The organism is Streptomyces poriferorum, assembly GCF_019399235.1.
GTDB lineage: Bacteria > Actinomycetota > Actinomycetes > Streptomycetales > Streptomycetaceae > Streptomyces > Streptomyces poriferorum.
Window position 1 is genome coordinate 1 of the sequence record NZ_JAELVH010000401.1, and the last position, 4,547, is coordinate 4,547.

The following is a 4,547-nucleotide window of genomic DNA, read 5'->3' on the forward strand; positions in this document are numbered from 1 at the left end:
CCCGCCCGACCACCATCGGAGTCAACCCATGGCCGGCCACTTCGAGGCCACCCCCGGCGGCGGCGCGGCCGTCGCGCTCGACGAGGTGGAGATCGCGATCCTGCGCTCCCTCGCCGTCCAGCTGCTCGAACTCATCGGACCCGGCGACGAACCCGCCGAGGGCGAGGACCCGCTCGCCGCCCTCTTCGCCGAGGGCCCCAGCGAACCGCCCTCCGACCCGGCCCTGGCCCGCCTCTTCCCCGAGGCCTACGGGGACGACGACACCGAACTGCGCGCCGCGTCCGCCGAGTTCCGCCGCTTCACCGAGAACGACCTGCGCACCCGCAAGCGCGACGACGCCCTCGTCGTCGTCCGCACCCTCGACGCGCTCACGCCCGCCGAGGGCGGCGCAGCCGTACTCACGCTCACCGCCGACGAGTGCCGCAGCTGGCTGGGCTCACTCAACGACCTCCGCCTCACCATCGGCACCCGCCTGGAGGTCTCCGACGAGGACGGCGGCGAGGACGGCTCCCTCTACCGGCTCCCGGACAGCGATCCGCGCAAGCCCATGGTCATGGCCTATCTCTGGCTGGGCGCGCTCCAGGAAACGCTTGTCGAAACGCTGATGCCGTAGGAGGCCGAACCATCGGGTGTTCGCTCAACGGACGCTCAAATCCGAATAACGATCGCGTCACCTGATCGGTCTTCTTTGCAGCGCCTGGACACCGTTGTCCGCTTTTTCCTGTGGTGTGCGCCACATAATGTCCGGTGGATCTCCGATGCGCCCGTGATAAATCTTCACGACCACTCGGGGACGCCACCCCTGTTCCCGGGTAGGCGCGACGAGTCCGGCAACCACCGGCAGCACTCCATCCATATCCGGGGGGATCAGGACCTGATCCGCAGCCGCAAGGCTCGGATCAGCGTGGAGAAAGGCGCAGCACATGACATCGGCGCAGGTCGACGACAAGGGACAGGGCCCGCACCCCGCAGCCGCGGATGCCGCCACGTCCGCCGAGGGCTATCAGCGGGCACTCGGCGCCCGCCAGATCCAGATGATCGCGATCGGCGGGGCCATCGGCACCGGCCTCTTCCTCGGCGCGGGCAAAGCCATCGCCAAGGCCGGACCCAGTCTCATCCTGGCGTACGCCATCGCAGGCCTGGTGATCTTCTTCATCATGCGGGCCCTGGGCGAACTCCTCATGTACCGCCCGGTCTCGGGCTCCTTCTCGGAGTACGCTCGCGAATTCATCGGCCCCTTCGCGGGATTCGTCACCGGCTGGACCTACTGGCTGTTCTGGGTCGTCACCGGAATCACCGAAGTCACCGCGGCAGCCCAGTACATGACGTTCTGGTTCGCAATTCCTCAATGGGTGTCCGCACTGATCTTCACGATCATCCTGTACGGCGTGAACCTGATCTCCGTGAAGCTGTTCGGCGAACTCGAATTCTGGTTCTCGATGGTCAAGGTCACCGCCATCGTCGGCATGATCCTCATCTGCGCCGGAATCCTCACCCTCGGCTTCTCCGACGCCGGCGACACCGCATCCGTCACCCACCTCTGGTCCGACGGCGGATTCTTCCCGCACGGCATCAAGGGCACCCTGATGACGCTGCAGATCGTGATGTTCGCCTTCCTCGCCGTCGAACTCGTCGGCGTCACCGCGGGCGAGTCCAAGGACCCCAAGACCGTCCTGCCCAAGGCCATCAACACCGTGCCGTGGCGCATCGCCGTCTTCTACGTCGGCGCCCTCATCATGATCCTCTCGGTCGTCCCCTGGACCGAGTTCTCACCGGACGTCTCCCCGTTCGTCGAAGCCTTCGAGAAGATGGGCCTCGGCGTGGGCGCGGGCATCGTCAACTTCGTCGTCCTGACCGCCGCGCTCTCCTCCTGCAACTCCGGCATGTACTCCACCGGCCGCATGCTGCGCGACCTCGCGCTCAACGGGCAGGGCCCGAAGTTCTTCACCAAGCTGACCAGGACCGGCACCCCGCTGGTCGGCACCACGTTCTCCGCCGCCCTCATGCTCGTCGGCGTCTGGATCAACTACCAGTGGCCCGGTGACGCCTTCACCTACGTCGTCTCCTTCGCCACCATCTCCGGCATGTGGGCCTGGATCATGATCCTCATCAGCCAGATCCGCTACCGCCGCCTCGCCGACCGGGGCGTCCTCCCGCAGTCCACGTTCCGGGCCCCCGGAGCCCCGTACACCAGCGTCTTCGCCCTCGCCTTCATCGCCGTCGTCATCGTCATGATGGGCATCGACAAGGACGCCAGGATCTCGCTCTACTGCGCCCCGCTGTGGGCCCTGATCCTGGGCGTCTCCTACCTGGTCCTCAAGGCACGCAACCCCGGGAACAAGGCCTTCGCCGGCCGCTGAACCCCAGGCCTCGCAGAGGCCGAGTCCACGATGCGGGCCCCCACGTACCACTCCTCGGTACATGGGGGCCCGTCGTCCTATCCTGGGCGCCATGCTGACCATCACCCAGGCGCTGTACGACCAGATCGTCGCGCACTCCCGCGCCGACCACCCCGACGAGGCGTGCGGCGTGGTCGCCGGGCCCGCCGGAACCGGCCGCCCCGAACGCTTCATCCCCATGCTCAACGCGGCCCGCTCGCCCACCTTCTACGAATTCGACTCGGCCGACCTCCTCAAGCTCTACCGCGACATGGACGACCGCGACGAGGAACCCGTGATCGTCTACCACTCGCACACCGCGACCGAGGCCTACCCCTCCCGCACCGACGTCACGTACGCCAACGAGCCCGGCGCCCACTACGTCCTCGTCTCCACCGCCGACGCCGACGAGGCCGGGCCCTTCCAGTTCCGCTCGTACCGCATCGTGGACGGCGAGATCGCCGAGGAGGACGTCGAGGTCGTCGAGGCGTACGCCGCCTCCTGACCACGACTCCGGCACCCGCCCCGCGGCACCCGGACAGGGCCGCCCACCCGGCCCTGTCCACCTGCCGAACGCCAACCATCCGCCATGTGAGATCACATTCCGGATCCCGGACCGGGAATCGATACGATGAGCGCATGGTTCCCCATGACGTGAGCGACAAGACGCCGGGCACGCTGCTCGTGGCGCGCCTGCACGTCGACCTGTGCCGACTCGCCAGCGCGATCTGTACGAACCACCGGACCGCCCGCCGCGAGGCCTGAGCCGGGCCCAGGCCCGGCGCGCCGCCCCACCGGACGCCACTCTTCACGCACCGACCCCTGCGCGGGGGCAGAGCCGCGCGCCCCACGCCCACCGCCACCACTCAGCTTCGACAGGAGCCCACGCCATGGCCATCGAGGTCCGCATCCCGACCATCCTCCGCACCTACACCGACGGTGCCAAGGCCGTCGAAGGCAACGGGGACACCCTCGCCGACCTCCTCACGGACCTGGAGACCCGCCACACCGGCATCCGGGAGCGCATCGTCGACGGCGAGCAGCTCCGCCGCTTCGTGAACGTCTACCTCAACGACGAGGACGTCCGCTTCCTCGACGGCATCTCCACCAAGCTCAGCGACGGCGACAACATCACCATCCTCCCGGCCGTCGCCGGCGGCATGAACTGATGCGCTATGACAGCCCGCTCGCCGCAGTGGGCAACACCCCGCTCGTCCGCCTGCCGCGGCTGTCACCGTCGGACGACGTCCGCATCTGGGCCAAGCTGGAGGACCGCAACCCCACCGGCTCGATCAAGGACCGCCCCGCGCTCCACATGGTCGAGCAGGCGGAGAAGGACGGCCGGCTCACCCCCGGCTGCACCATCCTGGAGCCCACCAGCGGAAACACCGGCATCTCGCTCGCCATGGCCGCCAAGCTCAAGGGCTACCGCATCGTCTGCGTGATGCCGGAGAACACCTCCCAGGAGCGGCGCGACCTCCTCGCCATGTGGGGCGCCGAGATCATCTCCTCCCCGGCGGCGGGCGGCTCCAACACCGCCGTCCGCGTCGCCAAGGAACTGTCGGCGGAGCACCCGGACTGGGTGATGCTCTACCAGTACGGCAACCCCGACAACGCCGGCGCCCACTACGCCACCACCGGCCCCGAGATCCTCACGGACCTCCCCTCCATCACCCACTTCGTGGCCGGCCTCGGCACCACCGGCACCCTCATGGGCGTCGGCCGCTACCTGCGCGAACACGTCGAGGGCATCAGGATCGTCGCCGCCGAACCGCGCTACGACGACCTCGTCTACGGCCTGCGCAACCTCGACGAGGGCTTCGTCCCCGAGCTCTACGACGCCTCGGTCCTCACCACCCGCTTCTCCGTCGGCTCCGCAGACGCCGTCACCCGCACCCGCGAACTCCTCCAGCAGGAGGGCATCTTCGCGGGCGTCTCCACCGGCGCCGCGCTGCACGCCGCGATCGGCGTCGGCAACAAGGCGGTCAAGGCGGGGGAGAGCGCCGACATCGTCTTCGTCGTCGCGGACGGCGGCTGGAAGTACCTGTCGACGGGCGTCTACACCGCGCCCACGACACAAGCGGCCATCGAAACGCTGCAGGGCCAGCTCTGGGCGTAGGCGCCCGCGCTGTACGCACCCCCCCGGACGCCGGGGGGGTGCGTACAGCG

General features: G+C 68.7%; 6 protein-coding genes. All 6 read left to right on the plus strand.

The genetic code is table 11. The features are described from left to right. Nucleotides 1-28 precede the first annotated feature (28 nt). A complete protein-coding gene (locus JGS39_RS36910) occupies nucleotides 29-613 on the plus strand; it encodes a DUF2017 domain-containing protein (RefSeq protein WP_219574138.1) in 585 nt (194 codons plus the stop codon). A gap of 310 nt (nucleotides 614-923) precedes the next feature. Further along, nucleotides 924-2,360, plus strand: coding sequence for an amino acid permease (locus JGS39_RS36915; protein WP_219574135.1), 1,437 nt, complete (start codon nucleotides 924-926; stop codon nucleotides 2,358-2,360). 91 nt (nucleotides 2,361-2,451) lie between these two features. Beyond that, nucleotides 2,452-2,883 (plus strand): M67 family metallopeptidase, encoded by a 432-nt coding sequence (locus tag JGS39_RS36920; RefSeq protein ID WP_219574136.1) that lies wholly within the window; start codon nucleotides 2,452-2,454, stop codon nucleotides 2,881-2,883. A gap of 134 nt (nucleotides 2,884-3,017) precedes the next feature. Continuing rightward, entirely contained in the window at nucleotides 3,018-3,143 is a 126-nt protein-coding gene (locus tag JGS39_RS41765; RefSeq protein WP_308120931.1) for a putative leader peptide, read from the plus strand. A gap of 125 nt (nucleotides 3,144-3,268) precedes the next feature. Beyond that, on the plus strand, nucleotides 3,269-3,547 hold the full coding sequence (locus tag JGS39_RS36925; protein WP_148018887.1) for a MoaD family protein: 279 nt from the start codon (nucleotides 3,269-3,271) through the stop codon (nucleotides 3,545-3,547). Beyond that, complete coding sequence (locus tag JGS39_RS36930) at nucleotides 3,547-4,497, plus strand: PLP-dependent cysteine synthase family protein (RefSeq protein WP_219574137.1); 951 nt, start codon at nucleotides 3,547-3,549, stop codon at nucleotides 4,495-4,497. The genes JGS39_RS36925 and JGS39_RS36930 overlap by 1 nt, the downstream gene beginning before the upstream one ends. The last annotated feature ends 50 nt before the right edge of the window (nucleotides 4,498-4,547 follow it).